The organism is Krasilnikovia sp. M28-CT-15 (assembly GCF_047159595.1).
Classification (GTDB): Bacteria; Actinomycetota; Actinomycetes; order Mycobacteriales; family Micromonosporaceae; genus Actinoplanes.
In genome coordinates this window covers 5,395,429-5,420,886 of the sequence record NZ_BAAGAK010000001.1, presented here as the reverse complement: position 1 = coordinate 5,420,886, position 25,458 = coordinate 5,395,429, and the positions used below count along the sequence as shown (strand labels likewise).

Here is a 25,458-nt window from a genome sequence, read left to right as displayed (position 1 = left end):
AAGGAGACGGCAGTACATGGCACGCCGCAAGGCCGAGCAGACTCGCGTGGACCCGTCCGCGTTCGATCAGGCGGGCGCCCGGGTCATCGACAATCCGCTGAGCACTGAGGTCGAGGACTCCTATCTGGAGTACGCGTACTCGGTGATCCACTCGCGGGCGCTGCCCGACGCGCGCGACGGCCTCAAGCCGGTGCACCGCCGCATCCTGTACTCGATGTACGACCAGGGCCACCGCTCCGATCGGCCGTACGTGAAGTCGGCCCGGATCACCGGTGACGTGATGGGTCGATTCCACCCGCACGGCAACCTGGCGATCTACGACGCGCTGGTCCGGCTGGCCCAGGACTTCTCGCTGAACAATCCGCTGATCGACGGGCACGGCAATTTCGGCAGCCCGGACGACGGGCCGGCCGCGGAACGCTACACCGAGTCCCGGCTGTCGCCCGAGGCGATGCTGCTGGTCGGTGAGCTGGGCGAGGGCACGGTCGACTTCAAGCCGAACTACGACGGCTCTGAGCAGGAGCCCAAGGTGTTGCCCGCCGCCTTCCCGAACCTGCTGGTCAACGGCACCTCGGGGATCGCGGTCGGGATGGCGACCAACATGATCCCGCACAACCTCGGCGAGGTGGTGGCCGCCGCCCGGCATCTGATCACCGACCCGGACGCCGACCTGGACACGCTGATGGGCTTCGTGCCCGGCCCGGACCTGCCCACGGGCGGGCAGTTGCTGGGGCTGGACGAGGTGCGCCGCGCGTACGAGACGGGCCGCGGGGTGGTGCGGATGCGGGCGCGGGCGCAGACCGGGCCGCTGGAGGGCGGCCGGGGGCGTCAGGCCATCACGGTCACCGAGCTGCCGTACGGCATCGGCGGCGAGAAGATCATCGAGGCGATCACGGACGAGGTGAAGGGCAAGCTGATCGTCTCGGGCCCGCGCAAGGGCCAGCGGCAGGCGCCGCGCTTGCAGGGCATCGCGGACGTCAAGGACCTCACCGACCGCGAGCACGGCACCCGGCTGGTCATCGAGTGCAAGGTCGGGGTCAACCCGCAGGCGCTGCTGGCGGACCTGTACCGGCTGACCCCGCTGGAGTCCTCGTTCGGCATCAACAACCTGGTGCTGGTCGACGGGCAGCCGCGGACGCTGGGCCTCAAGGAACTGCTCGAGGTGTTCCTGGCGCACCGCTACGAGGTGGTGACGCGGCGCACGACGCACCGCCGTACCAAGCGGCAGGACCGCCTGCATCTGGTGGACGGCCTGCTGATCGCGCTGATCGACATCGACCGGGTGGTCGCCCTGATCCGGGGCAGCGACGACGCGGCGGCGGCGAAGGCGGGGCTGATCAGCGAGTTCGGGCTCAGCGACATCCAGGCCACGTACATCCTGGACACTCCGCTGCGGCGGCTCACCCGCTTCGACCGGATCGAGCTGGAGACTGAGCAGGAGCGGCTGCGCGGTGAGATCGCGGAGCTGTCGCGCATCCTGGACGACGACGCCGTCCTGCGGCAGGTGGTCTCGGACGAGCTGGCAGCGGTGGCGAGCGAGTACGCGGGTGCGCGCCGTACGACGCTGATCGGCGGGGATCTCAAGGAGGTGCTGGCGGCGTCCGTGCCGGCCGGCCCGCTGGAGGTCGCCGACGATCCGTGCCAGGTGATCCTGTCCGCCACCGGGCTCATCGCGCGCACCGCGGCGGAGAGCGAGGAGTCCGTGGAGGCGCGCCGCCGCAGCGGCCGGGTCAAGCACGACGCGGTGCGTTCCGTGGTGCACTCGACGGCCCGCGGCCGGGTGCTGCTGGTGACGAGCCGGGGCCGGGCGTTCAAGACCGATGTGCTGCCGCTGCCGGTGCTGCCGGAGCAGTCCGGCACGGTGTCGGTGCGCGGCGGCATGTCCGCGTCGGAGCTGGTGCCGCTGGAGCCGGGGGAGAAAGTGGTCGGGCTGGCGCCGCTGGGCGTGGAGGGCTCGCCGGGCATCGCCCTGGGCACCCGCCACGGGGTGGTCAAGGTGTGCGCGCCGGAGTGGCCGGTGCGCTCGGACGAGTTCGAGGTCATCACGCTGAAGGAGGGCGACGAGGTGCTCAGCGCCACGTGGCTCACCGACGGCGGCGAGTCGCTGGTGTTCGTCACCTCGGACGCGGCGCTCCTGCGGTTCGGGGCGAATCTCGTGCGCCCGCAGGGTCTCAAGGGCGGTGGCATGGCGGGGGTCAACCTGACCGCCGGCGCGGAGGTGATCGCGTTCCACGCGGTGCCGACGGACGACCCGGAGCACGGCGAGCCGATGGTGGTGACCTCCACGGGCCATCAGGTCAAGGTGACGCCGTTCGCGCAGTACCCCGCGAAGGGCCGGGCGACCGGCGGGGTGCGGGTGCAGCGGTTCCTGAAGGGGGAGTCGCGGCTGGCGGTGGCCTGGGTGGGGCCGCGGCCGGTCGGTTCCAGCGCCACGGGCGACCCGGTGGAGCTGCCGGATCCGGACAACCGCCGGGACGGCTCCGGCGAGGCGGTCATGATGGGCCCGCAGATCGTCGGGCACCTGATCGAACGGGACTGATCGCGGCGGAACGCCCGGGGGGCGTCCTCAACCGGCTGGCGGGATGTCAGTCCGTGAGGGCTCCGGGGAACACCGAGCCGATGGACACCGCGCGCCGTGGCGGCCGAAGCCGCCACGGCGCGCCCCCGTCTCAGGCGTACGTGTACCAGCCGGAGTGGTCGAGCATGTCCGACGGGCGGACGTTGTTCCACGGCTCCATCGTGCCGCTGAGGGCGACCACGTTGGTGGTGGCCCGGGTGGGCAGGTAGCCGGACGACGGGTGGGCCTTCTGCCAGTCGGACCACAGCTTGTCGATGTGGCAGTGGTGCAGCCAGAAGACCGGGTCGTTGGGCGAGGTGCCGGAGGTCATGTCGCCGCCGACCCAGACGTGCACGCGGTTGTGCAGGTTCGGGCCGCGCCAGCCCTCGATGAGGTTGCGGAACCCGGAGGTGGAGGTGCTGTTCCACGGCGAGACGTCGTACGTGGTCTGGGCCAGCACGGAGCGCACGTCGTCGGCGGTGGGCAGGGGCCGCTGGCCGGTGCCGAGCGCGCGGCGCAGGTAGGTGCGGCTGTCCGTGCGGACGTTGATGACCCAGTTGCCGCCGCTGAACGCGAACGGCCCGGTGGTGACCTGGCCGTCGGAGTCGCGCCCGTTGCCGCCCAGGAAGTCGGCGGACCACAGCGACGAGGTGGTGTCGCGGTCGACGGTCCAGTCCCAGTAGGGCAGGTTCACGGATGCGTCGATGGCCTGCAGGGCCCGCTCGAACTCGAGCAGGAACTGCCGGTGCCACGGCAGGAACGACGGGGAGCGGTGCCCGGTCCGCTTGCCGTTGTCGGTGTCGTTGAGGATGAACGTGTTGTGGGTGCGAACGAACTCGTCGTAGCGGCCGCGCTTCTTGAGCTCGAGCACGGCGTTGACGAAGGCGCGCTTCTCGGTGGTGGTGAGGTCGCGCTGGTTCTTGCGTACGCCCATGGTGGTGGGTCGGCCTTTCGGTGGTGTGGGGTGGTCGGAGCGATCAGCGGTGGTGGACGTGCTCGAGCGCGGCGCCGTCGAGCTGGTCGACTGCGGCCCGGGCGACCTCGCGCAGCGAGCGGAAGGTCTCGTAGTGGTTCACGACGCTGGTGTACGTGCCGTCCGCGTTGACCATGACGTGCAGCGGTACGCCGTCGATGAGCAGGTCCGGCGTGGCCGGGGCGGCGGGTGCGGCGGCGGCGGCCAGGCTGCGGGCGGCCCGCGGGGCCGCGGCGACCGCGGCCGTGCCCTCGATGCGGCGGCCCTTGTAGACCTCGGCGAAGCGTTCGCCGGCCGGGGCGTTGGCCTCCGGGTCCCGCGCGGGCGCGGCCTGGGAGCCGCCTGCGGTGAGGACCTGGACGGCCAGGGCGCCGGTGCCGACCGCCACCGTGCCGGCGGTCGCGAGCTTGAGCAGCTCACGACGGTTGATCGTGGTCACGTGTCTTCCCCCAAAGAAAGGACGAGGGCCGAAGATCTTCGGAGCAGCAGCAAGACGAGCATCGAATCATCGGCTGATTCGACGATCTTCCGTTGAATCTTCGGCAGAGCGAGCGGCTTGGAAGCTAGCAACGCGATCTTGGGTCAGCAACCCGGCCCGCCGCCGGTACGGCGGACCGGCGTGTGCGGCAGGTTGCCTGCCGAGTCACGCATCGCTCGGTCCCGAGGTGGGTGCGCCGGTCGCGGCGGCATTCGCAACGACATATAGCCATATTCGAATGTGACCCAGTGTTGCTGTCTCGACCGGTGCCTAGGCGGCTGGTGAGCAAGCTCTCACGCCTTGTGGCCTCCGTCGCGGGGCGCAGTCCGTCTCCATAGGTGGGAAAGCGGAATACACGCCTCAGCGGTGGCGGGTGACGGGCGATAGCTCCCCTAACGGGGAGCTGTTCTCCTATCCACGGGGGTCGACGATGAGCGTATTTGTCAGATGGTTTGCGGACCGGTCGGTGCGGACCAAACTCGCCGCACTGGTCGCGGTCGGTCTCATCGCGCTCGCCGGTGTCGCTGTCACGGGCCTGGCCGCCCTCGAGAAGGCGGGCGACAAGGCCCGTGAGCTCAACCGGGTGGCCCGCCTGTCCCGGGTGTCGCTGGAATCCGACATGGCCCACGACGCGGTCCGCGGCGACGTCCAGCGGGCACTGCTCGGCGCCGGGGGTGCGGAGGCCGACGAGATCCGCAGTGACCTGACGGAGCACTCGGGCATCCTGCGCGATGGCGTGCGGGGCTTCACCGCACCGGCGATGTTCCCCGAGGTCCGCACCGCCGCCACCAAGGTCGTCCCCGAGATCGACACCTACGTCGACCTCGGCCGCAAGACCGTGGACGCCGCGCTGGCAGGCAACCGTACGCCGGCGACGCTGGCCGCGTTCCAGGAGGCGTTCTCGGCGATCGAGCGGGACCTGCCCGCCGTGGCCAACGCGCTGGAGGCCCGCTCGTCCGCGGCCTCCGAGGCGGTCGGCCGGCAGCGGCACAGCGCGGTCTGGGCGCTGGGCACCGTCGCCGTCGTCGGGGTGGCCCTGCTGGGACTGATCGGCGTGCTGGTGGCCCAGAGCATCCTGCGTCCACTGCGTGCGGTCAGCGGGGTGCTGGGCGCGATGGCCGAGGGTGACCTGTCGCGGGAGGCCGAGGTGACCGCGCGCGACGAGCTGGGCCGCATGGCGGGCCTGCTGAACACCGCGATCCGCAGCGTACGGGAGACCGTCCGCGCGCTGGCCGGCTCGGCAGACACGGTCGCCTCCTCCGCGGCGACGATGTCCACGGTCGCCGCACGGATCGCCACCTCGGTCGACGAGGCACACGGTCAGGCGACCGTGGTCTCCGGCTCGGCCGCCCAGGTCTCCGATAGCGTCAGCCAGGTCGCCACCGGTACGGACGAGATGGGCGCCTCCATCGGCGAAATCGCACAGAACACCAGCGAGGCCGCGCGGGTCGCCGCCGACGCCGTGACCAGCGCCCAGTCCACCGGGCAGATCATGTCGCGGCTCGGTGAATCCTCCGCGGAGATCGGCAACGTGGTCATGGTGATCACCGAGATCGCCGAGCAGACCAACCTGCTGGCGCTGAACGCCACCATCGAGGCGGCCCGGGCCGGGGCAGCCGGCAAGGGCTTCGCCGTGGTGGCCGGGGAGGTCAAGGACCTGGCCCAGGACACGGCCCGGGCCACCGAGGACATCGTGCAGCGGGTCGAGGCGATCCAGGCCGACGCGGCGTCCGCGGTCGAGGCCATCGACTCGATCACCGAGGTGATCGGCCGGGTCAACGAGTTCCAGTCGATGATCGCGGCGGCGGTGGAGCAGCAACGCGCCACGTCCGCCGAGATCAGCCGCAGCGTGGCCCAGGCGGCCGGCGCCAGCGGTGAGATCGCCGGGAACATCGCCGGGGTCGCCGATGTCACCACGACCACCAGCCGGGACGCCGCCGAATCCCAGCAGACCGCCCAGGAACTCGCCGAGATGGCCGACGAGCTGCGCGGCCTGGTCACCCGATTCCGGTACTGACCAGCGGCGGGGCTACCCGCCGGCCCGGACCGCCTGCAGCGTGTACGTGTGCGGCAGGCGATCCGGCCGGTCGGTGAGCTGCCACTCGCCCGCCTCGTCGCGGCGCATCCGTCCCGGCAGCGCCTCCCACGGCACGCTGCGGTGCTCGACCAGCCCGGTCACGGTCAGCCCCGCCGCCAGCACCGCGGTCACGATCTCCCCGAGACCGTGATTCCACTCGTGGGTCACGGTGTGGGTGAACTCGGCGTCGGTGTCGACGTACGTGCCCGGTTCGTCGTAGACCTGCGGCCGCTCGGTCTCGAAGTAGGGCTCGGCGAGCACGAGCAGATCGTCGTCGCGCTCGTAGTCCAGCGCCCACAGCACCGGATGGCCCTCGCGCAGGAAGAGCCGCCCGCCCGGACGCAGCAGCGCCGCCACGGTCCGCGCCCAGCGGCGCACGTCCGGTAGCCAGCACAGCGCGCCGATGCCGGTGTACACGAGGTCGAAGCCGCCCTGGCCGAGCACGTCCGGGGCGGCGTACACGTCCGACTCCACGAAGTCCACCGGCGGTCCGGCGCGTTCGGCCAGGCGGCGCGCCTGGGCCAGCGAGCGGGAGGAGAAGTCCACCCCGGTCATGGTCGCGCCGAGGCGGGCCAGCGACAGCGTGTCGGTGCCGATGTGGCACTGCAGGTGCACCCCGCGCAGCCCGCTGATGTCCCCGAGCAGCGGCAGGTCGAAGCGGACGACCTTGCTCAGATGCGCGGGATCCGCCTCGAACGCGGCCAGACCGTAGTCCGCCGAGGCGGCGTGCGCGTCGGCCCGCTCGTCCCAGTTGGCCCGGTTCACCTCGCGGTAGTCGGTCATGGGGCCTGACCGTACTGCAGGTCAGGCGTGCTCGGACGATGGTTTTCCCGGCCGGGCACCGACATTCTGGCGGGCGATACCGTGGGACGTCGGTTCGCGGAACGTGAATGCGGGGGTGGTGCGCAGGTGGAGACCAGGCGTACGACGGTGCGGGATGTCCGCCGGGCCAACCGGGCCAGTCTGCTCACCGACCTGTTCCACGGTGGCCGGCAGAGCCGCCAGCAGCTCGGTGACACCACCGCGCTGAGCCAGGCCAGCATCAGCAACCTGATCGGCGAGATGATCGAGGAGGGCCTGGTCGAGGAGGCGGGGCTGGTCGGCTCGGACGGCGGTCGCCCGCGCGCCCTGCTGCGGGTGGCCCCGGGCTTCGGATACGTGGTGGGCGCGGACGTCGGCGAGACCCATGTGCTGGTGGAGCTGTACGACCTGGCGATGTCCCGCCTCGGCGTGGCGTCGTACGAGTTGGGCCACCGCGACCCCAAGCCGGCGGTGGCCCGGCTGGTCGAGGGCCTGCACGAGGTGGTCAAGCAAACCGGGATCACCCCCGACGAGGTGCTCGGGTACGGCGTCGGGGTCGCCGGGGTGGTCGACTCCAGCGGCGAGGCCGTGGTGTATGCCCAGACCACCGGCTGGGACGGGGTGCCGCTGGGCGCGATGCTGCGGGCCGCCACGGACGTCCCGGTGTTCGTGGAGAACGGCGCCAAGACCGTCGGCCAGGCCGAGATGTGGTTCGGTGCCGGGCGAGGTGCCCGGCACGCCGTCATCGTCCTGGTGGGCACCGGGGTGGGGGCGGCGGTCGTCATGGACGGGCGCAATTACCGCGGCGCGCACAGCAGCGCGGGGGAGTGGGGCCACACCACCCTGGTGTACGACGGCGAGCGCTGCCGGTGCGGGGCGCGCGGCTGCCTGGAGGCGTACATCGGGGCGGACCGGGTGATCCGCCGCCTCGCGGAGGCCAGCGGCGAGCCCGCCGACCCGATGCTGCTGACCCGGCTGCTGGCCGGGGACCACGCGTTGGCGCCGCCGGTGGCGCAGGTCGTCGCGGAGACGGTCGGCTATCTGGGCGCGGGGATCGCGGGCCTGGTCAATCTGTTCAGCCCGGAGCGCATCGTGCTGGGCGGGCGGACCGGCTTGGCATTGGGAGAGCGTTTCCTATCGGACATCCGGGCCGCGGCGGCGCGAAACGCCCTGCGGCAGCCGTACTCGAAGACCCGGATCGAGGTCTGTCAGCTCGGCCCGGACGCGGTCGCGATGGGTGCGGCGACCCTGCCGATCGCCCGCCTGCTGGCCGACGGCGGGCTGCCCGCCGCGGTCGGGGCCGGGGCATCGTCGCCGCGCCCGGCCCCTCGTCGCCCGATCGGCCGCACCCGTCCCTGATCAGGCTGCCCAGCTCCTCGTCCTGCAGTGAGGCGAGGATGACGTAGCTCGGCTCGCGCATGCGCGTCGTCATGGTCGTCACTGCATGACGACGAACTACATAGGTAAATACGCTGCATACACAGTCGACCGTGGTGTTCCACCGGAGTGCCCCGGTGGAACACCACGAGCTCGATCAGACCGGGCGCAGGCGCGTGATGGCGTCCCGGTACCACAGAGCGCTCTGCTTGGGGGTGCGCTTCTGGGTGGCGTAGTCGACGTGGACGATGCCGAAGCGCTGCGCGTACCCGTACGCCCACTCGAAGTTGTCCATCAGCGACCACGCGAAGTAGCCGCGCACGTCCGCACCCTGCGCCCGGGCCTGCGCCACCGCCGCGATGTGCTCGGCCAGGTACGCGGTCCGCCCGTCGTCGCGCACGAACCCGTCGGCATCCGCCTCGTCACGGAACGCGGCCCCGTTCTCGGTGACGACCATCGCCAGGCCGGGGTAGTCCTGGTGCAACCGGACCAGCAGCTGCGTGAAACGCTCCGGGGTGATCGGCCAGTCCATGCCGGTGCGCGACCCGCCCGGCAGCACGGGCCGCACGATCGGTGCCCCGTCGGCGTCGCGGGTGTTGCCGTGCTCGTCCGTGCCGCTGAAGTCCTGCCCGAAGTAGAAGTTGACCCCGAGCACGTCGAACGGCGCCGAGATGATCTCCAGGTCGCCGTCCCGCACGGGCAGCGTGATGCCGTTCTCCGCCAGGTCCGCCACGATGTCGGCGGGGTACTCGCCCTTGCGCAGCGGGTCCAGGTAGATCCGGGTGCCCATCCCGTCGGCGCGGCGGGCCGCGTCCCGGTCGGCGGCGCTGTCCGTGGCCGGGTCGGCCGTACCCATGTTGAGCGTGATGCCCAGCGTCAGCGGGCGGGTCGCGGCCGCGCGCATCCGCTGGGTGGCCAGGCCGTGGCCGAGCAGCAGGTGGTGGGTCGCGGCCATGGCGGCGGCGGGCTCGCGCCGCCCGGGCGCGTGCTCCCCGGTGTGGTAGCCGAGCCACGCCGAACACCACGGCTCGTTGAGCGTGGTGAACGTGTCGACCCGGTCGCTGAGCCGGTCGAACACCAGCATCGCGTAGTCCGCGAACCGGTACGCGGTGTCCCGGACCGGCCAGCCGCCCGCGTCCTCCAACTCCTGCGGCAGATCCCAGTGGTACAGCGTGACCCACGGGTCGATGCCCGCGGCCAGCAGTTCGTCGACGAGCCGGTCGTAGAACGCGAGCCCGGCCGGGTTGACCGGCCCCCGGCCGTGCGGCTGAACCCGCGGCCACGCCACCGAGAACCGGTACGTGTCCACGCCGAGGCTCTTGATCAGCGCCACGTCCTCGGGCATCCGGTGGTAGTGGTCGCAGGCGACGTCGCCGTGGTCGCCGCCGGTCACCGCGCCGGGAACGCGGCAGAAGGTGTCCCAGATGGACGGCAGGCGGCCGTCCTCGTCGACGGCGCCCTCGATCTGGTACGACGAGGTGGCCACGCCCCACTTGAACGACGGGGGAAACGTCGCGTCGGTGGGCAGCAGCAGGCCGGGGGCGGGGGTGGTGGCGGTGGGGTTCATGCTTCTCCTGAGCGTGTGGGTGGCCGGCGGTGCGGGCAGCGAGACCGGAGCATCTCGTCGGTGCGGGGCGGTGCTGGCCGGTTCGACGGCGGCGGTGGACAGCCGGGATCCCGGGGACCGCACCGGTACGGCGGTGCGGTCCTCCGGTTCGTCCTCAGCCGACGGGGTGCAGCCAGCACGCCACCGAGCGGGACGCGCCGTCCGGAGTGTCCGGGCGGCCCAGCACCGGGATCCGCGCGGCGCAGGGGTCGAACGCCTTCGGGCAGCGCGGGTGGAACGAGCAGCCGCTCGGCATGCCCTTGAGATCCGGTGGCGAGCCGGGGATGCCGGACAGTTCCCGGCGGGGACCGCGCAGCGCCGGGAACGAGCCGAGCAGCCCGGCGCTGTAGGGGTGCAGCGAGTCACGGTACAAGGTGGACGCCGGGGCCTCCTCCACGATCCGGCCGCCGTACATGATGGCGATCCGGTTGGAGAACTCCACCAGCAGCGACAGGTCGTGGGTGATGAAGATGACCGAGAAGCCGAGCCGTTCGCGCAGCTCGATGAGCTGGCCGAGGATCTGCCGCTGCATCACCACGTCCAGCGCGGTAGTGGGTTCGTCCATGATGACGACCTGCGGCTGGAGGATCAGCGCCATGCCGATCATGACCCGCTGCCGCATGCCGCCGGAGAGCTGGTGCGGGTATGCGTCCATCCGGTCCGCGGCGATGCCGACCAGCTTGAGCATCTCGCGGGAGCGGGCCGCCCGGCTGTGCGCGTTCATCGTCGGCTCGTGCGCGCGCAGCACGTCGTCCATCTGGGTGGAGATCTTGTGTACGGGGTTCAGCGAGTTCATCGCCCCCTGGAACACGATCGCGGTCTCGGCCCACCGGAACGCCCGCAGCTCGCGGTCCGACAGCGCCAGCACGTCGTACGGGTCACCCTTCTCGGGGTGGTAGACCACCTGGCCGCCGCTGATCACGCCCGGGGGCGGCAGCAGCCGGGTGACGCCGTACGCCAGGGTGGACTTGCCGCTGCCGCTCTCCCCGGCCAGGCCGAGCACTTCGCCCCGGTTCAGGGTGAGGTTGACGTCGCGGACGGCCTGCACCGCGGCGTCGCCGAGGCCGTAGTCCACGTTGAGGTTGCGGATCTCGAGGACGGGCTCGCTCATCGCGCCGCCTCCTTTCGCTGCTCGGGAACCCGGTGGGCGGGAATGTGCGTGGATCCCAGCACCGGGGTGAAGCCGACCCGCATCCGTACGGTGTGCCCGGAGGCGGTCTTGACCTTGGTCTTGCCCGCGCTGCGCAGCCGGGGACTGACGAACTCGTCGATCCCGAAGTTGATCAGCGACAGCGCGGTGCCGAGGAACGCGATGGCCAGCCCGGCGGGCACGAACCACCACCAGGCGCCCTGCGCGAGGGCCTGCTGGCTCTGCGCCCAGAACAGGATCTCGCCCCAGTTCCAGTTGGAGATGCTGCCGACGCCGATGAACGCCAGGGTGATCTCGGAGGTGACCGCGAAGATGACCGTCCCGACGAAGCTGGACGCGATGATGGCCGTGAGGTTCGGCAGGATCTCGAACAGGATGATCCGCCAGGTCTTCTCGCCGGTGGCGCGGGCCGCCTCGACGTAGTCGCGGCGGCGCAACGACAGGGTCTGGGCGCGCAGCACCCGTGCCCCCCACGCCCACGACGTGAAGCCGATGACCAGCGCGACGATCGTCGAACCGGCGTTGTTCAGCGTCGAGGCCACGATGATGATCAGCGGCAGCGCCGGGATCACCAGGAACACGTTGGACAGCGCGGACAGTGCCTCGTCCCAGGCGCCGCCGAGATATCCGGCGGTGACCCCGACCACGACGGACAGGATCGTCGCCACGACCCCGGCCGTGAGGCCGACGATCATGACGCCGCGGGTGCCGACCAGGACCTGGCTGAGTACGTCCTGGCCCAGGTGGGTGGTGCCGAACCAGTGTTCCGCGGACGGCGGCTGCACGATTGCGTTGCTGCGCGCGTCGGGATCGTACGGCGCGACCCACGACCCGATGATCGCGAACAGCACGTAGATCCCGAGCACGATCAGCCCGGTCATGGCCTTGGCGTTGGCCACGAAGCGGAACCGCTGTCGCTTGGCCTTGGTCGGCTTGGGCTCCGCGGGCTGGGCCACCACGCCCTGGCCGGGGATCTCCTGCTCGATGCTGGAGGCGGGGAGCGTCATGGTCAGCCCTCCTTACGGGTACGCGGGTCGAGCATCAGGTAGGCGATGTCGGCCAGCAGGTTCGCCAGCAGCACCGAGATCGTGATGACCAGGAAGATGCCCTGCATGAGCGGATAGTCCTTGGCGCCCACCGCCCGGAACAGCAGGAAGCCCAGTCCGGGGTAGGAGAAGACGATCTCCACCAGCAGGGTGCCGCCGACGATGAAGCCGAGCGCCAGCGCGAAGCCGGAGACGTTGGGCAGCAGCGCGTTGCGTGCCGCGTAGCTCAGCGCGACCCGCCGCTCCGTGAGCCCCTTGGCGTGCGAGACCGTGATGTAGTCCTCGGCGGAGACGGTCACCATCATGTTGCGCATGCTCAGGATCCAGCCGCTGACCGAGGAGATCAGGATGGTCAGTGCGGGCAGCAGGCTGTGCCGGATCGCGCTCGGGATGAAGTACTGGTCCCAGGCCGGCACCAGGCCGGGCTCGTAGCCGCCGGAGGCCGGGAAGAAGCTGTCCGGCCCGGCCAGCAGGTAGATCGCCAGCAGGCCCAGCCAGAAGTACGGGATGGAGGAGAGGAACGTCGTCGCCGGCAACAGCCCGTCGACCCAGGAGCCGCGCCGCCATCCCGCGAACACGCCGAGCCCCGTGCCGAGGAGGAAGCTGACGATCGTGGTGATGCCGACCAGGGCCACCGTCCACGGCAGCGCCTGCGCGATGACCTCGGAGACCGGCGAGGGGAAGGCGCTGAACGACAGTCCCAGGTCGCCGTGGAACAGCTGCCGCCAGTAGTCGACGTACTGGCTCCACAGGCTGGCATCCTTGTCGAGACCGAACAGCACGTACAGCGAGGCGATCGCGTCGGAGTTCATGTCGCCCTGGAAGCGGGCCAGCAGCGACTTGACCGGGTCGCCCGGGATCATCCGGGGGATGAAGAAGTTGATCGTGATGGCGGCCCACGCGGTGAACGCGTAGAACGCGAGGCGTTGCAGGAAATACTTCACGACAGCTCCTCCCGCGCCGTGGTGCCCGGCGCCCTGGTGGCCGGCGCTGTGGTGGCCGGCGCTGTGGTGGCGAGGCTCGCCTCGTCGTAAAGCCAGCAGGCGGCCCAGTGGCCGGGGCGGTCGCCGATCGGCAGCGGCACCGGCATCTCGGTCGAGCAGCGCGGCATGGCGTGCGGGCAGCGGGGGTGGAAGCGGCAGCCGGACGGCGGCCGGATCAGGCTCGGCGGCTCACCGTTGCCCCGGTCCTCGGCGTCCGTGTCGACCAGGCCGGTCAGCCGGTCCGGGTCGGGTGCCGAATCGATCAGGAGCCGCGTGTACGGGTGCGCCGGCGACTGGGTGACGGTCTCGCTGTCGCCGCCCTCCACCATCCGGCCCGCGTACATGACCATCGTCTCGTCGGCGAAGTAGCGGGCCGAGGCGATGTCATGGGTGATGTACAGGATCGCCAGGTTGAGCCGTTCCTTGAGGTCGCGCAGCAGGTTCAGCACCCCGAGGCGGATCGACACGTCCAGCATGGACACCGGTTCGTCGGCCAGCAGGGCCTCCGGGTTCGCGCCCAGCGCCCGGGCGATCGCGACCCGCTGGCGCTGCCCACCGGACAGCTCGTGCGGGAACTTGTCCAGGTACCGCTCCGGCGGGGTCAGCGACACCCGGTTGAGCAGCGAGACCAGCGCGTCCTCCAGCTCCTGCGGGGTGCTGCCCGCGTTGCCGTGGATGCGCAGCGACCGGGTCAGGTGGTACCGGATCGTGTGCACCGGGTTCAGCGACGCGAACGGGTCCTGGAAGATCATCTGGACGCGGCGGGCGTACTCGCGGAAGCGCCGGCCGCCCTTGACCGTGGTGGTCACGCCGTGCAGCTTGATGTCGCCGCCGGTGCGCGGGTAGAGCTGGGCCAGCAGGCGGGCCACGGTGGACTTGCCGGAGCCGGACTCGCCGACCAGCGCGGTGACCCGACCGCGGCGCAACGTCAGGTGCACGTCATCGACGGCATGCACCGCGTCGCGCTTTCTGCTGAAGAGAGTGCGCAGCGGCGCTCGTACCGGGAAGTGCTTGGTCAGGCCGACGGCCTCCAGCACCACCTCACCGGCCGGGGCCTGCGCGTCGTGGCTCGATGTCATACCGGGAGTTCCTGTCTATCGCTGGCGCGGGTCCCGCCTCCCCGGACGGCGCGCAGCCGTCCGGGGAAGCGGTTGTGCGGATCAGGAGTTGGCGGGCTTGAGGTGCAGGACGACGTCCAGCGCGTTGGCCTGGGTGGGCTGCCCGGCGCCGTACGCGTTGCTGTCGTCGGGCCAGCCGATCCAGTTCTTCGTGCTGTACGCGGCACCCACGTTGTCCGCACCGACCGGGATCATCGGCGTCTGCTCCACGAACACCTTCTGCAGCGTGTTGAGCGCGGTGGTGCGGCTCGCGTCGTCGGCCGCGGTGGCGTACGCCTTGAGCGCGGTGGTCGCCTCCGGGCTGTCGAAGCGGCCGAAGTTGCCCGCGGGCGAGGCCGTGCCGACCGGCTTGAGCAGCGAGCCGTCCATCACGGTCTGGTACAGGTCGTACGGCGTGGACCCACCGTTGGTCCAGCGGAACGTGGCGTCGAAGTTGCCCTCTTCCACGTTCTTGAACCAGGCGTCCTGGTTGGCCTTCTCGACCGTGGCCGCGATGCCGATCTGCTCCAGGTTGGACTTCACGATCTCCAGCGAGGTCTGGTAGTCGGACCAGCCCGCGGGGTCGGTCAGCGTGATCTTCACGGGCTTGCCGCTCGGGTCGGTCAGCGTGCTGCCGTTGAGCTTGAAGCCCGCCTCGTTGAGGACCTTCTTGGCACCCTCGACGTCGACGGTCTGGTTCTTGCCCTTGTAGTCCGGCGAGACGAACGAGTCACCGGCCGGCGACGGCAGACCGGTCACGCTGCTCACCACGGGGTGGAAGTAGCCCGCCGAGGCCTGGTTGAAGATGTCCTCGCGGTTGACGACCATGTTCATCGCCTTGCGCAGCGCCGGGTTGTCGAACGGCTTCTTCGCGGTGTTGATGTACAGGCCGTGGATGCCCAGGACGGCCGGGGCCCACACCTTGTAGTGCGCCGGGTCCTTGTCGATGAACACCGTCTTGTAGTTCGGGATGAAGACGAAGCTCCACTCGCAGGCGGCCGAGCTGAGCGCGGTGGTCTGTGCGTTGTTGTCCGTGTACGAGGTGTACCGCAGCTCCTTGACCTTCGGCAGGTCCTGCCAGTAACCGCTCTCTCGAACCGTCAGCGTCGTGGTCTGCGGCGTGAACGACTTCACCGTGTACGGGCCGGTGCCGACCGGGTTCTTGTTCACGTCGGTGTCCGGCTTGGCGACGCTCGACCAGATGTGCTTGGGCACGATCGGGGTCTGCCCCAGCCACTTGTCCTTGTAGACGAACATCGAGCTGGTGAACGTCACGGTCACCACGTTGCCGTTGGCCGTGATGGTGTCGTACGGCGTGTTGGTGCTGTTCAGCCCCTTGTTGCCCTTGATGAGGTTGAACGTGAACGCGACGTCGTCCCCGGTGAGCTTCCGCCCGTCCGACCAGGTCGCGTTGTCCCGGACGGTGATGTCGACCTTCTTGAACGCGGGATCCCACTTCGCGTCCGTGGCCAGCCACGGCTTGGACGGGTCGGCCGGCTTCACCGGGTTCCACATCATCAGCGGCTCGTAGATCATCCACTTGAAACCGAGCGAGGCGGCGGCCGATGTGGACAGGAACGGGTTGAAGTTCTCGGTCTGTGGACCGTTGGGCATGCCGACGCTGAGGAACGTGGCGGCCTGGCCGTTGCCCTTGTTGGCGTTCGGCGAATCGCTGCTGCAGGCGGACAATCCGCCACTGGCGAGCACACCCGCCAGGGCGACCGCGAACAGTTTCCTGCGCTGCATCAAATTCTCCTCGAGGGGTTAGGAAAATGCGGTTGGAGGGTCGCCCGAGGAAGGGCTGCGCCGACGCGGGTACGACCGGGGTCGGAATGCGCGATGACGCCGGGTGGTGGGTGGTGGTGGGGGGCCGGACAGCAGCGTCCGGCCGGTGGTACCGGTTATGGAGCGACGGTCTGTGCGACCACAGTGGAGGCACGGACCTTGAACGTGGCCGGAATGACGGTGGGGCGGTTGGGCAGGGGTGAGCCCTCGAAGTGGGCGAGCAACGTACGCGCCGCGGCTTCGCCCATCTCGCGCAACGGTTGGTGCACGGTGGTGAGTGGCGGCTGGGTGTGCGCCGCCATGGGAATGTCGTCGAAGCCGACCACCGCGACGTCCTGCGGGATGCGCCGGCCTGAATCCAGGACCGCCTGCATCGCGCCGGTCGCGGTGAGGTCGTTGTGGGCGAAGATCGCGTCGAACTCGATGCCGGCTTCGATCGCCTGCCGGACGCCGTCCAGCCCACAGGCGATGGTGAAATCGCCCGGCAGGATGCGTTCGGTCGGGATCGGGTGTCCGGCCTCGGCGTACACCGCGGTGAAGCCTTCCAGGCGTTGCTGGGTGCAGCCGAAGCGTTCCGGGCCGGCGACGATGAGGGGCCGGTGCCGGCCGATCTCCAGCAGGTGCCGGGCGGCCGCCCCGGCGCCGGTGTGGTGGGTGGTCCCCACGCTGGGGATCTGCCCGGGCTGGTGGTCCCGGTCGTCGATGAGCACAACGGGCAGGCCGCGGGCGTGCAGGGTGGCGATGTAGTCGAGGGTGCCTTCGGGCTCGATCACCAGCAGGCCGTCGAAGCTCTTGGCCGAGACCTGCGCGCCGAACTGGCGCATCGACTCCTCGCCGCGGTTGCAGGTGAACAGCAGCAGGCCGTAGCGCTCGGTCTCCAGCACGTCGACCGCGCCCTGGAGCACCTCGCCGATCCACGGCCAGGTCAGCGACGGGACCAGCATGCCGACGACGCGGGTCCGGCCGCGGGCCAGGCCGACGGCGCGCGAGCTGGGCACGTACCCCAGCTCCTCGATCACCTTGCGGACCCGGGCGGCGGTCGACTCGTCCAGCTCACCCTTGCCGTTGAGCACCCGGGACACCGTGGTCTTGCTGACCTTGGCCCGGGCCGCCACGTCGGCGATGGTGATCGGCACTGGTCTCCTCCGAGGGTCGGTGTGTCCCGCCGGTTGCCGGTGAATTCGGAACCGGTTTCGGGAGCGGTTCCGGGCAGTTAACAGCAGTGAGCCGGGTCACGTCAACGCATGGATGACTTTCTTCAGATTTCGAGACGGTAACTGCGCAGGTAAACCCAGGTGAGAGCGCTCTCGCAGGGGATTAAAGTTTCGCTGCGAAAAGGGACTAAAAGGGCGGCCGTGTGCCCCGTCGCAGGCGCCCGCGGCCGGCGGCCCGCTCGGTGCGCTCGCCCCTGCGGATCAGGCCGCGACGGGGCCCTCGACCCGGCGCACGATCTCCGGCAGCACCGCGCCCAGCGGGCCGTCCACGACCAGGCCCGCGTACGGCGTCCCGCGGGTGACTCCCTGGTTGACGATCGCCACCCGGATGCCCTCCTTCGCCGCCCGCAGCACGAACCGCCGTCCCGACATCACGGTCAGCGAGGAGCCCAGCACGAGCAGCGTGCGGGCCGCCATGACCAGCCCGAACGCCCGGGAGACCCGGTCCGGCGGCACGGTCTCGCCGAAGTACACGACGTCCGGCTTGAGCAGGCCGCCGCACGCGGTGCAGTCGACCACCACGAACCCGTCCAGCGCGTCGTCGTCGAGCGTCACGTCGCCATCCGGATTGACCGCGGACACCGCGGGGGCGAAGCCGGGATTCGCCTCGGTGAGCCGGTGCTCCAGCTCGCTGCGTGAGCTGCCCGCCCCGCACCCCAGGCAGGTCACCCGCGCCAGGTTGCCGTGCAACTCCACCACGTCGCGCGCGCCGCCGGCCTGGTGCAACCCGTCCACGTTCTGGGTGACGATCCCGCCCACCGCGGCCAGCTCCTGCAGCCGGGCGACCGCCCGGTGGCCCGCGTTCGGCGCGGCGTCACCCACCGTGCGCCAGCCCAGATGGCTGCGTGCCCAGTACCGGCGGCGCGCCACCGGATCGCGGGTGAACTCCTGGTACGTCATCGGGGTGGCCCGCCGCGCCACCCCCGAAGGCCCGCGGTAGTCCGGGATCCCCGACTCGGTGGAGATCCCGGCCCCGCTCAGCACCACCACACCGCCGTCGCCGACCCACCCGGCCAGCCGCGCCACACCCGCATCCGTCACCCGTCCATGCTCCCTCGCGCCGCGCGGGTGTCGCCCGGCCCGGGGACCGGACGAAGGTCCCAGTCGATACGAGGGGTGCATGAACGGTGCGGTACCGGTACCTTGATCCCATGGCCGTCGTCGCGCGCCTGCTGCCCCGTCACTGGGACGGGTGCCGGCTGCTGCGGTTCCTGACCGGCCTCGCGCTGCTGGCGCTCGCCTTCGCCGTGCGCATCGACACCCATGCCGCCCCGGCGCCGTCCGACGTCGCCCGCGCCCCAGCCGTGGCCGCCCCAGCCGTGACGGAGCCGGGCGATGCGAGCAAGGGCGTGCGGGAGGGGGCCCGCCGCGCCGGAGAGCGCGAATCGGCCCCGGTGCATGAAGCGGCCCAGGTGCATCCGGCGGCAGGCGACGTGGGGGAGACCCGCGCGGGCCGCCCCAACCTGGTTGCCTTCGCGATCCTCGTAGCCGGTGGCGCCGCTCACCCCGGCGGGGCGACCCCGCGCGCGTCCGGCCCGCGCGCCCCGCCCATCGCCTGAGCCCGACCCCGCGCCGGTGACCGTCCGGGCGTCCCCGCATGCGTGCGTGCGGACCGCCCCTCCGGTGTCACCCCGTGGCGGCTGGCGCGGCGCTGGTGGCCGTACCCGAGCCTGCTCTCCACCCCGGCGCGTCGCGCGCGGCGCGCCCAGAGATCGCTCGATGCTTCGCAAATCCCCCCGAGGTGTTCATCATGGAAACTGCCCTGCACAGCATCCTGAACTCCGTCCCGGAGGCCGCCGTCATCTGGCTGACCATGCTGCTCGCCGCCACCGCCGCCGTGGTGGCCTTCGCGCTGCCCGGCCGCCTGTCGGTGCGGCTGGCCCTGGCCGGTCACCCGCCGGTCGAGCCCGACGAGCCCGGCGAGGACGCCGGCGCCGGTCAGCGCTACGCCGATGAGATCGTCGTGGCGGCCGAGCGGGCCGCCTCCACCGCACGCCGCTGCCGCGCCGAATGGGAGCACGCCTGCCGCGAGCTGGACGCCGCGTGGACGGCGTACGACGACGCGGACGCCGCCGCCCGCCGGATGGCGGCCGCCGCGGCGTACCCCCTGCTGGTGCGCCGCCGCAAGCCCGCCGACCGGGTCGACCGGGAGCGGTGGCTGCACCACACCGCCACGGCCGCCTGCCGCAACCGCGAACTCTCCATCGCCCAGCTCAACGACGTCCTCGCGCATCGCGGCTGGAACCCCCGCCTGCACCCCGTGCACCAGGAGGTGGTGCTGCGCCAGGCGGTACGCGAGCACCGGCTGGCCGAATACCAGGATGCGGCGGAACGGGAGCGGCGCACCTGGCTGGAGGCGGAGCGGGCGGCGGCCGCGCTGTCCAGTCTGCGGGCCGAGGCATGCGCGGCGAGCGTACGGGCGGGGGAAGGCCAGACTGCCGGAGCCGCGTGGTGGGCCGAGCAGTGGGCCACCACCGAACCCATCCCGATGGTGGCCGCCTGACGGTCACCGACGGCACCGCGCCGGGCAAAACCGCAGGCAGCATCCATAGTGGAGTGGGCATCGCCCGATCGCGTCGTCCCCCGACCGTTCCCGCCCGGCCATCGACCCGGCCGGGTACCGTCAGCCGCAGACATCAACAGCAGCGGGGCCGCGACCCGCGCGGGCGAAGGGGGGCGGGGGTGGCGGTGACGCCGGCGGGCGGTGCACCCGCGCAGCGGCTGCACCGGGCCGCGCGCATCGAGGACGCGCTGAACAAGATGGTCGAGCGCCGGCTGCGGCAGCGCGGCTGGCAGCCGGTCATCACGGCGTACACCGGCTACGGCGCACCGGGCTGGGCCCGGGTCATGGCGCGGATCGTGCTGACCCGCGATGCCGAGGCCCGCAAGCGGCGCGACAAGGTGCGCGGCTGGCGCAGCTTCACCACGTCGCCGGTGCACGACGCGCCCGTACTGATCCGGGTCGGCGACCAGGTGCACGAGACCCGGACGGACCGCAGCGGCTACGTCGACTGCCGCCTGACCGGCGACCTGGAGCCCGGCTGGGCCTCGGTGCGGATCAGCACCGAGGGTGCCGCCACGGTGGAGGCCCCCGTCCGGGTGGTCGATCCGCAGGTCCGCTTCGGGGTCGTCTCCGACATCGACGACACCGTCATGGTCACCGCGCTGCCCCGGCCGCTGCTGGCGGCCTGGAACACGTTCGTACTCGACGAACACGCCCGGATGGCCGTGCCCGGCATGGCGGTGCTGTACGAACGCCTCTCGCAGGCTCACCCGGGTGCCCCGTTCGTCTACCTGTCCACCGGCGCGTGGAACGTCGCTCCCGCGCTGACCCGCTTCCTGTCGCGCCACCTGTACCCGGCGGGCCCGCTGCTGCTCACCGACTGGGGCCCCACCCCGGACCGCTGGTTCCGCAGCGGCCAGGAGCACAAGCGCAACACGCTGCGCCGGCTCGCCACGGAGTTCCCGCACATCAAGTGGCTGCTCATCGGCGACGACGGCCAGCACGACCAGGAGGTGTACTCCGAGTTCGCGCACACCTTCCCGGACAACGTCGTCGCGGTGGCCATCCGGCAGCTCTCGCCGACCCAGGCCGTGCTGGCCGGTGCGATCCCGGGTCCCGCCGGTGATCCCGAGGTGGTCGGGTCCGGTGGCAAGTCCTGGTTCACCGCGCCGGACGGCGCGGGCCTGTGGTCGTTGCTGCGGGACACCGACGTTGTCTGACGCTCAGGTGTCCCCGGCCGTAGGCTCGACGTCGTCCGCCAGGTCGGCGCCGGGCTCGTCCGCCTCCGCGAGCCGGGCGTGCAGCCGCTCCCGGATCTCGTCCGGGGTGTACGCCCGCCGCCGTCGTTCCGCCCGGGTCAGCACGATCCCGGTGGCCGCCACGCCTGCCAGCCCGGCCAAACCCGCTACCTTCCACCAACGCATCTGCTGAGGATAGACACGTGGTTGCCACCATCAGCCTCGACGAGGCCATTGACCTGACGCGTACGGGTGACGTCTGGATCTTCCGGGGCAGCAGCGCGCCCGACCGGGCCATCCAGGCATTGACCAACAGCCCGGTCAACCATGTCGGCATGTCGCTGGTCATCGAGGACATGCCGGCGCTCATGTGGCATGCCGAACTGGGCAAGTCCCTGCCGGACCTGTGGTCGGGCACGTTCCAGCGCGGGGTGCAGCTGCACGACCTGCGCGACGCGGTGGTCGTCTGGGCCAACCGGTACGGCCAGCGTGCCTGGCTGCGCCAGCTGGAGCAGCCGGTCACCACGGCGATGGAGGACCGGGCGTTGCAGGCTGTCGCCCGGCTCGACGGCACACCGTTCCCCTCCACCGCGCAGCTGGCCTGGCGCTGGGCCCGCGGCCGGGTGCCGAAGGTGCGCCGGCCGTGGCGCCGCCCGGCGGAGGACGATTCGGCGCTGGAGACCGCGTACTGTGCCGAGGTGGTCGCGGTGACCTATGAGCAGATGGGGCTGTTGCCGCGTGGCCGCCAGCCGAACTGGTACGACCCCGGCCGGTTCTGGAGCGGCGACGATCTGGAGCTGTGCGCCGGATACCGGCTGGGCGAGGAGATCGCGGTGGAGATCCCCGGAACCTGACGCGGCGGCCCTGAAGCCGCGTCTGCGGACTCAACAGATCATCAATTTTGGGTAAAGGTCCTCGCATCCGGCCGCGCCTGCCGATGGCATCGCTGGCACGTCTGCGGATCTGCGGCTGAACTCTGACTCGCTGCAACCTCGCCGCACCCGACTGCGAACTGTCCTGCACCCCTCGCCAAGCACCGTTCTCCTCAATGCCGGGACATTCCCCCGCACCCGGCCGTTACATGAGGAGATCCCCCATGAGCGGTGCACCCGTCGTCGACCGCCGCCGCGAGGACGTCGTCCGCGCGCACATGCCGCTTGTCGGCCACCTCGTCCGCGAGATGCTGGCCCGGGTTCCGGCCCACGTCAACCGCGACGACCTGTTGTCCGCCGGGTATGCGGCCCTGGTCGCTGCAGCCCGCGGCTTCGACGAGGAGCGCGGCGTGCCGTTCGCCCGCTTCGCCGCCGCCCGTGTCCGGGGCGCCCTGCTGGACGAGCTGCGCGGACTCGACTGGGCCAGCCGTTCGGTGCGGCAGCGGGCCCGCCGTACGGACGCCGCGCGACAGGAGCTGACCGCCGAGCTGGGCCGCACCCCGTCCGCGGCCGAGGTCGCCGAGCGCCTGGGCTGTTCCGTCGAGGACATCGAGGCCGCGGACGACGACGTGCAGCGCGCGGTCGTGTTCAGCCTGCAGGGCTTCGCGACCGCGGGCGCCGAGGACATGGTCACCGAGCCCAGTGCCGGGCCGGAGGAGATGCTGCTGCGCCGCGAGCGCCTGGGCTACCTGAAGCATGCGATCGACGCCCTGCCGGACCGGCTGCGCGCGGTCATCAGCGGGTACTTCTTCGACGAGCGCCCGATGGCGCACATCGCCGCGGAACTGGGCGTCACCGAGTCCCGGGTGTCGCAGCTGCGCGCGGAGGCGCTGGTGCTGCTGCGTGACGGCCTGAACACCCACCTGGACCCGGCCCTGGCCGCGCAGGCGTCCAAGAAGGACGGTTGTGTCGCGCGCCGCCGGGCGGCGTATTACGACCAGATCGCGACGCTCGGCACGTTGCACAGCCGGCTGGCGGTCACGGGAGTGGACGGCCTGCCGAGCGCGGCCTGAGCGCCGTTCGTCCTTCGTGGTTCATCCCCTGCGGGGCCGGCGTGCCGACGCCCCGCAGGGCGACGCCCGGTGGCGCTGGTGCTGATGTGATCACTGTGCGCGAATGAGACGTCCGTTACCCGCCCACGGGTGGTGCCGGGCCTTGCCGGATCCGCTAGTCTGAACATTTCCATGCCACAGAAAAAGCGACCGCTCTTTTCCGGAAGATCGGAAAGAATGGTCGCTGGCTTCGGAATGTTACCACGACGAGGAGTGGATTTGTCAAGCTCCGCCGACAGTCTCCACAGTGCGCGGAACGACGACATCGCGCGGGAACAGGCGTACCTCGATGGGCTCTACGATCGCCTGGATCAGCTGCGTGAGCAGGCCGATCGCCGGTTGCGGACCATCCTGCTGGAGAGTGGTGGCACCCCGCAGGGCCGTTCCCAGCGCGACGCCACCCGCACCCATTACACCGAACAGCTCGCGCAGATGAATTCGGTGGAGAACGGGCTGTGCTTCGGCCGCCTCGACTTCGCCGCCGACAATCCCCGCTACGTCGGCCGGATCGGATTGTTCGACGAGGACCGCGAGCGGGACCCGCTGCTCGTGGACTGGCGCGCACCGGCCGCCCGCCCGTTCTATCTCGCCACCGCGGTGTCTCCGGACGGGGTGACCCGGCGTCGCCACCTGCGTACCCGGGGCCGGGAGCTGGTCGGGATCGACGACGAGGTGCTGGACCCGGCGCTGGGCGGGGTCGGGGGACGCGAGGACGTGACCGGGGAGGCGGCGCTGCTGTCCGCGCTCACCGCGAACCGGACCGGCCGGATGCGCGACATCGTCGAGACGATCCAGGCTGAGCAGGACGAGGTGATCCGCTCCCCGCTGCCGGGTGTGCTGGTGGTGCAGGGTGGCCCGGGTACGGGCAAGACCGCGGTCGCGCTGCACCGCGCCGCGTACCTGCTGTACACGTACCGGGCGCAGCTGACCCGGTCGGCCGTGCTGATCCTCGGGCCCAACGCCACGTTCCTGCGCTACATCTCCCAGGTGCTGCCGTCGCTGGCCGAGACCGGGGTGCTACTGGCCACGCTGGGGGACATGTATCCCGGGGTGCGGGCGCGCGCCGTCGAGGCCCCGGCCGCCGCGGCGCTCAAGGGCCGGCTCGGGATGCTCGACGTGCTGGCCGCGGCCGTGGCGGATCGCCAGACCGTCCCGCACGACTATGCCGAGGTCGACCACGAGGGCTTCCCGTTGCGGATCGACCGGGCGGTGTGTGAGGACGCCCGCGCCGTCGCCCGCGCGTCGGAACGCCCGCACAACCTGGCCCGGTCGATCTTCGTGACCGAGGTGATCCACGCGCTGTCGTTGCAGGTCGCGGAGCGCATCGGCGCGGACCCGCTGGGCGGGGAGAACCTGCTGGAGGAGGCAGATCTCGCCGAGACCCGCCGGGAGCTGCGCGAGGACCCGGAGTTGCTGGCCACACTGGCCGAGTTCTGGCCCGTGCTGACCCCGCGGCGGGTGCTGCGCGACCTGCTCGGCTCGGCGGACCGGCTGGCCAGCGCCGCGCCGCAGCTCACCGACGAGGAGCGGGCGTTGCTGTGCCGCGAGCGCGGGGCCGACTGGACCCCGGCCGACGTGCCGCTGCTCGACGAACTGGCCGAGCTGCTCGGCGAGGACGACAGCGCGAAGGTCCGGGCCGCGGCCCGGCAGCGGCGCGAAGCGATCGAGTACGCCGAGGGCGTGCTGGAGATCGTCGAGGGGTCCCGCTCGCTGGACTTCGAGGACGAGGGGGAGGGCGAGATCCTGTCCGCGGTCGACGTGGTCGACGCGAGTGCCTTCGCGGAGCGCTACGCCGACGTGGACACCCGCACCGCGGCGGAGCGGGCCGCCGCCGACCGGAGCTGGGTGTTCGGGCATGTGATCGTCGACGAGGCCCAGGAGCTGTCGCCGATGGCGTGGCGGTTGCTCATGCGCCGCTGCCCCAGCCGGTCGATGACCGTGGTGGGCGACGTCGCGCAGACCGGCGACCTGGCCGGCACAACGACGTGGGACCAGGTCTTCGAACCGTACGTGGCGCAGCGCTGGCGGCTCACCGAGCTGACGGTCAACTACCGGACCCCGGCCGAGGTGATGGCGGTGGCCGCCGACGTACTGTCCGCGATCGATCCGTCGCTGCAGCCGCCGCGCTCGGTGCGCGAGGGCGGGGTGGTGCCGTGGGCGTCGCGGGTGTCGGGCACGCTGGCCGACGAGCTCGTCGCCGCGGTGCGCCGGGAGGCGGCGGAGGCCGGCGAGGGCCGGCTGGGCGTCCTGGTGCCCGCGGCACTGGAGGCGGAGCTGGGCCCCGCGTTGCTGGCGGCGGTGCCCGGCGCCGCGGTCGGTGAGCAGCCGGACCTGCGCAACCACATCGTGCTGATGACCGTACGGGAGGCCAAGGGCCTGGAATTCGACAGCGTCCTCGTGGTGGAGCCGGACGACATCGTGGCGGAGTCCCCGCGCGGCCTCAGCGACCTCTACGTGGCGGTGACCCGCGCGACCCGGCGCCTCGCCGTGCTGCACACCCGGGATCTGCCGAAGGTGCTGGCCTCGCTGGAACCCTGACGAGGAAGGGGTCAGCACGAGAATCGCGCTGACCCCTCATTCGCGGGTGTG

Annotated in this window: 21 protein-coding genes; 9 read left to right on the top strand and 12 right to left on the bottom strand. The window is 71.4% G+C overall.

Translation table 11 applies throughout. The features are described 5' to 3' along the window. Positions 1-16: 16 nt before the first annotated feature. Positions 17-2,539 carry a DNA topoisomerase (ATP-hydrolyzing) subunit A gene (locus ACMCNO_RS24890; RefSeq protein WP_412751859.1) on the top strand — a complete coding sequence of 841 codons (2,523 nt, stop codon included), beginning with the start codon at positions 17-19 and terminating at the stop codon, positions 2,537-2,539. Between the two features lie 130 nt (positions 2,540-2,669). Here the strand turns inward: ACMCNO_RS24890 and melC2 are convergent, their stop codons facing one another. Both melC2 and ACMCNO_RS24880 read right to left on the bottom strand, forming a co-directional pair. Then, positions 2,670-3,491, bottom strand: a complete 822-nt coding sequence (melC2, locus tag ACMCNO_RS24885; protein ID WP_412751858.1) for a tyrosinase MelC2 — start codon at positions 3,489-3,491, stop codon at positions 2,670-2,672. A gap of 43 nt (positions 3,492-3,534) precedes the next feature. Next, on the bottom strand, positions 3,535-3,969 hold the full coding sequence (locus ACMCNO_RS24880) for a tyrosinase family oxidase copper chaperone (RefSeq protein ID WP_412751857.1): 435 nt from the start codon (positions 3,967-3,969) through the stop codon (positions 3,535-3,537). A gap of 505 nt (positions 3,970-4,474) precedes the next feature. Between ACMCNO_RS24880 and ACMCNO_RS24875 the strand changes: the two genes are divergently transcribed. Then, positions 4,475-6,025 (top strand): methyl-accepting chemotaxis protein, encoded by a 1,551-nt coding sequence (locus ACMCNO_RS24875; protein ID WP_412751856.1) that lies wholly within the window; start codon positions 4,475-4,477, stop codon positions 6,023-6,025. Between the two features lie 12 nt (positions 6,026-6,037). On the opposite strand, the gene ACMCNO_RS24870 is transcribed toward ACMCNO_RS24875, so the two are convergent. Then, positions 6,038-6,868 carry a class I SAM-dependent methyltransferase gene (locus ACMCNO_RS24870; RefSeq protein WP_412751855.1) on the bottom strand — a complete coding sequence of 277 codons (831 nt, stop codon included), beginning with the start codon at positions 6,866-6,868 and terminating at the stop codon, positions 6,038-6,040. 126 nt (positions 6,869-6,994) lie between these two features. Between ACMCNO_RS24870 and ACMCNO_RS24865 the strand changes: the two genes are divergently transcribed. Beyond that, positions 6,995-8,245, top strand: coding sequence for an ROK family protein (locus ACMCNO_RS24865; protein ID WP_412751854.1), 1,251 nt, complete (start codon positions 6,995-6,997; stop codon positions 8,243-8,245). A gap of 175 nt (positions 8,246-8,420) precedes the next feature. On the opposite strand, the gene ACMCNO_RS24860 is transcribed toward ACMCNO_RS24865, so the two are convergent. The 8 genes from ACMCNO_RS24860 to ACMCNO_RS24825 all read right to left on the bottom strand — a co-directional run bounded on the left by ACMCNO_RS24860 (position 8,421) and on the right by ACMCNO_RS24825 (position 18,185). Next, positions 8,421-9,830 (bottom strand): GH1 family beta-glucosidase, encoded by a 1,410-nt coding sequence (locus tag ACMCNO_RS24860; RefSeq protein WP_412751853.1) that lies wholly within the window; start codon positions 9,828-9,830, stop codon positions 8,421-8,423. Positions 9,831-9,984: 154 nt separating this feature from the next. Further along, positions 9,985-10,980, bottom strand: coding sequence for an ABC transporter ATP-binding protein (locus ACMCNO_RS24855; protein ID WP_412751852.1), 996 nt, complete (start codon positions 10,978-10,980; stop codon positions 9,985-9,987). Then, positions 10,977-12,026: an ABC transporter permease gene (locus ACMCNO_RS24850; RefSeq protein ID WP_412751851.1), complete on the bottom strand. Its 1,050-nt coding sequence runs from the start codon at positions 12,024-12,026 to the stop codon at positions 10,977-10,979. The genes ACMCNO_RS24855 and ACMCNO_RS24850 overlap by 4 nt, the downstream gene beginning before the upstream one ends. A 2-nt stretch (positions 12,027-12,028) precedes the next feature. After that, a complete protein-coding gene (locus tag ACMCNO_RS24845) occupies positions 12,029-13,009 on the bottom strand; it encodes an ABC transporter permease (protein ID WP_412751850.1) in 981 nt (326 codons plus the stop codon). Next, the gene (locus ACMCNO_RS24840) at positions 13,006-14,127 is read right to left on the bottom strand and encodes an ABC transporter ATP-binding protein (protein ID WP_412751849.1); all 1,122 of its coding nucleotides are present in this window, start codon (positions 14,125-14,127) and stop codon (positions 13,006-13,008) included. The genes ACMCNO_RS24845 and ACMCNO_RS24840 overlap by 4 nt, the downstream gene beginning before the upstream one ends. A gap of 81 nt (positions 14,128-14,208) precedes the next feature. After that, a complete protein-coding gene (locus ACMCNO_RS24835) occupies positions 14,209-15,891 on the bottom strand; it encodes an ABC transporter substrate-binding protein (RefSeq protein ID WP_412751848.1) in 1,683 nt (560 codons plus the stop codon). 155 nt (positions 15,892-16,046) lie between these two features. After that, positions 16,047-17,066, bottom strand: coding sequence for a LacI family DNA-binding transcriptional regulator (locus ACMCNO_RS24830; RefSeq protein WP_412751847.1), 1,020 nt, complete (start codon positions 17,064-17,066; stop codon positions 16,047-16,049). A gap of 279 nt (positions 17,067-17,345) precedes the next feature. Then, positions 17,346-18,185: an NAD-dependent protein deacetylase gene (locus ACMCNO_RS24825; protein ID WP_412751846.1), complete on the bottom strand. Its 840-nt coding sequence runs from the start codon at positions 18,183-18,185 to the stop codon at positions 17,346-17,348. A gap of 110 nt (positions 18,186-18,295) precedes the next feature. Between ACMCNO_RS24825 and ACMCNO_RS24820 the strand changes: the two genes are divergently transcribed. The 3 genes from ACMCNO_RS24820 to ACMCNO_RS24810 all read left to right on the top strand — a co-directional run bounded on the left by ACMCNO_RS24820 (position 18,296) and on the right by ACMCNO_RS24810 (position 20,867). Continuing rightward, on the top strand, positions 18,296-18,703 hold the full coding sequence (locus ACMCNO_RS24820) for a hypothetical protein (RefSeq protein WP_412751845.1): 408 nt from the start codon (positions 18,296-18,298) through the stop codon (positions 18,701-18,703). Between the two features lie 191 nt (positions 18,704-18,894). Next, a complete protein-coding gene (locus tag ACMCNO_RS24815; protein WP_412751844.1) occupies positions 18,895-19,647 on the top strand; it encodes a hypothetical protein in 753 nt (250 codons plus the stop codon). A 179-nt stretch (positions 19,648-19,826) separates the two neighbouring features. Next, positions 19,827-20,867 (top strand): App1 family protein, encoded by a 1,041-nt coding sequence (locus tag ACMCNO_RS24810; protein WP_412751843.1) that lies wholly within the window; start codon positions 19,827-19,829, stop codon positions 20,865-20,867. Between the two features lie 3 nt (positions 20,868-20,870). Here the strand turns inward: ACMCNO_RS24810 and ACMCNO_RS24805 are convergent, their stop codons facing one another. Beyond that, entirely contained in the window at positions 20,871-21,071 is a 201-nt protein-coding gene (locus ACMCNO_RS24805; protein ID WP_412751842.1) for a hypothetical protein, read from the bottom strand. A 17-nt stretch (positions 21,072-21,088) separates the two neighbouring features. Between ACMCNO_RS24805 and ACMCNO_RS24800 the strand changes: the two genes are divergently transcribed. From ACMCNO_RS24800 to ACMCNO_RS24790, 3 genes are all read left to right on the top strand, one after another. Continuing rightward, on the top strand, positions 21,089-21,739 hold the full coding sequence (locus tag ACMCNO_RS24800; RefSeq protein WP_412751841.1) for a hypothetical protein: 651 nt from the start codon (positions 21,089-21,091) through the stop codon (positions 21,737-21,739). Positions 21,740-21,981: 242 nt separating this feature from the next. Continuing rightward, on the top strand, positions 21,982-22,830 hold the full coding sequence (locus ACMCNO_RS24795) for a sigma-70 family RNA polymerase sigma factor (protein ID WP_412751840.1): 849 nt from the start codon (positions 21,982-21,984) through the stop codon (positions 22,828-22,830). 216 nt (positions 22,831-23,046) lie between these two features. After that, positions 23,047-25,407: a HelD family protein gene (locus tag ACMCNO_RS24790; protein ID WP_412751839.1), complete on the top strand. Its 2,361-nt coding sequence runs from the start codon at positions 23,047-23,049 to the stop codon at positions 25,405-25,407. The last annotated feature ends 51 nt before the right edge of the window (positions 25,408-25,458 follow it).